At 37.6% G+C, this 2,833-nt stretch carries 3 protein-coding genes; all 3 read left to right on the top strand.

Annotation, left to right across the window (positions count from 1 at the left end; translation table 11 throughout):
- The coding region (locus JMF81_RS03080) for a hypothetical protein (RefSeq protein ID WP_201310006.1) at positions 1–332 on the top strand (332 nt) is incomplete at its 5' end.
- Between the two features lie 26 nt (positions 333–358).
- The gene (locus JMF81_RS03075) at positions 359–1,657 is read left to right on the top strand and encodes a hypothetical protein (protein WP_201310005.1); all 1,299 of its coding nucleotides are present in this window, start codon (positions 359–361) and stop codon (positions 1,655–1,657) included.
- 206 nt (positions 1,658–1,863) lie between these two features.
- The coding region (locus JMF81_RS03070; RefSeq protein ID WP_201310004.1) for a hypothetical protein at positions 1,864–2,833 on the top strand (970 nt) is incomplete at its 3' end.

The following is a 2,833-nucleotide window of genomic DNA, read 5'->3' as shown; positions in this document are numbered from 1 at the left end:
CATATGACAGAGGAGAGATTGCAGAAGAGGATATTGTAGAAATCATATATCAGCTTCTTACATATAACGCAAGGGAAAGCCTGCTTTGCAGAAAAAGAGCGAGTGAGAGAGAAGATTCTCGGCTGAAATTATCTCTGCAGGCTGCGGCAGTGAAAAATCAGTTGATTTTGAATGGTTCTTTTTACTCTGTAAAATCTCTCAAGAAGCTGGAACGAGAGTTGAAACGGAAGCTGTCGATAAGAATAACGCCATATGATGGGCAGATTGCAGTGTTCGATAAAGAAGGGGAAGAAAAACAAATCAGTATTCAAATGCAGAGGGAGAAAAAATAATGTGGGAGCAGGCCTGGATAACCTTAATGGAACAAAGATTTACTGTACTGAATGTTATTTTGATTTCTCTGACACAGGTTGTAATTATGGTACTGACATTAAATGAAGTATTGAAAAGACGACATTCGATGAATTGGATTATTAGTTACTGCATGATAAAAGTATTGATTATGGATGTGTTTTTTAACATTCTGTTGAACACGTATCTGGAACAACATTTTGAGTTAAATATAATAGTCATTTTCTTTAAAATGGCAGTAGCTATTTTAAACCTGACAGTCATTTGGCTTATTTATGAAGGAGATATCATAAAATGTGCCTTTTGCGGGGTGGTAACAGAGATATTTACTGCTCTTATTGGCGGAATTTCCATGTCTTTGACAGGGGTTATGAAGAATGGAAATTTGTCATCAGTAACCTGGAGAATATTAGCGTTTATTTTATTGTGTTTTTTAATATTCTTTGCAATTCGTTTTTTAATTCATTGTTTCTGGAAAGGAAGTTTTCCTATATTAGGGGAGTATGAATTAAAGCATAAGAAATTTTGGTGCGGCGTTTATTTCTTGTATATTAACGTAGGATTTTATCAGCTTACGATAAAAGATCAGACAAGAGTGGAAAGCACATATCGAATGTCCGCTTTGACAGCTGCAATTACAGCACTTGGATTTATCGGTCTCAGTATTTGGATTTACAGAAAATATCAGGATCAGATCCGGCAGGAACATGGGTTCCTGAACATGAAGCAGAATCTGATGGTGCTCCATATGAAAGCTGTCCGGCAGCAGATTCTTGATATGGAAAATGAGCAGAGAATCATTGATCAGCAGATGGAAAACATTCAGAAGATAGGGAGTTTCGAAGGAACAGTTCAGATAGAAAAGTATCTGAAAACCTTGAAGAATCAATATCGAAAGATACAGGCAGGGATGTATACGGACGATGTATTTGTGGATTCCGTCCTGTATTATTACGCGGATATGATGAGAAGAAAGAATTTGGAGCTGGAGATATCTTTTGCCAAATATCAGAGAAACAGCCTGGATGAAATGTGTGCAGGAAAAATTCTGATGTGTCTGATGGAAACTGCTTTGACGAATGATTTGAAAGAAGGGCAGGAGCATAAGGTAAAACTGTATGGAGGCACAGTGAAGAATCAGGTTATTTTCAGACTGGAATGCGGAATGCCGGAAAGAAAAGGGCGCAGAGATAAAAGAGCGATGAAAACATTAAAGGACTGCGTCAGACAATACGGAGGAAGTGTGCAAATTTTAAAAGAAGAAAATTGTCTGAAAATAGAAGTTATATTAACAGGGAAGAGATGAAAGCCGGTATTGATGATGGAAATTTTAAGTACATGTTGTAGAATATTACTTTTTGGAATCGAATATATTCCTACCTCGATTGTCTTTATGGACAGTGTCCTGATACGGCGGAAAAGACAATTCTTCCGTGGGTTGTTCAGGGATTATTGTGGGCAGTGAAAGCAATTCTTTTAGGATACGTTCTGCGCATGCTCTATGGAGAACAGATGTGGTTTTTGACTCTGAATTTATCTTATCTGGTAATTTTTTCAATCCTTATACTGGTTATTCTCTGTTATTTGTATGCAGGCAGTGTATTAAAAATAGCACTGGCACAGATTGTATGTGAAGTGAATTATGCAACTATTTTAGGTGGAATTCTTGCGGTTCTTAATTATTTTGAAGGACGGACAGAACCCATGGGGTATGGTCTGCCGTTTCAGCTGCCGGATCTTCTGACATTCCCAGTCATATATGTGATTATCCGGACAGAAGTATTGCTTTTGAAACCGCTGTTATCATCGATACAGTCATATGAGCTGAAATACAGGAAAACAGGATGGATTCTCGTAAGTATATATTTTGCGTTTGGAATTCTTACAAGTTTTAACGGACTTCCGAAAGGTATTATTTATAATGGATGGGTCATGATTCCCATATTTGCTGTATCTGCTGTCGGGAGTGCGGCAGGATTTCTATTTCTTTTGTGGTATCGTAAGAAAACAGAGCAGACAAATACTTTTCTATATTCACAGGCAGATTTTATGGAAAACTATCTGCAGGTATTAAAACAGCAGATTATGAAAATGGAATCGAAACAAGAAGATTCACAGATTGATCAGATCAGTAGGATCGCAGAACAGATTAGGCATGGAAAAATTCCCAAGGTAAATCAGAAAAAACTCTGGAGATATATGAGGGATCTGAAAGAAAAATATGAAGCAATACAGACAGGGATTTACTGTAATGACTGGCTTGTGGATGGGGTTCTTTACAGCATGAGCAGATTCTGCAGGGAGCATGGAATGAAAATCACCTTTTCATTTCAAACATATGACAGAGGAGAGATTGCAGAAGAGGATATTGTAGAAATCATATATCAGCTTCTTACATATAACGCAAGGGAAAGCCTGCTTTGCAGAAAAAGAGCGAGTGAGAGAGAAGATTCTCGGCTGAAATTATCTCTGCAGGCTGCGG

The sequence above is a fragment of the Anaerostipes butyraticus genome, assembly GCF_016586355.1.
Lineage (GTDB): Bacteria > Bacillota > Clostridia > Lachnospirales > Lachnospiraceae > Anaerostipes > Anaerostipes butyraticus.
The sequence above is the reverse complement of the archived record's forward strand: the minus strand, read 5'-3'. Positions and strand labels throughout refer to the sequence as shown.

Bases quoted from the DNA above. Each gene is read 5' to 3' on its own strand.
- JMF81_RS03075 (WP_201310005.1), top strand. From the start codon at position 359: ATGGAACAAAGATTTACTGTACTGAATGTTATTTTGATTTCTCTGACA.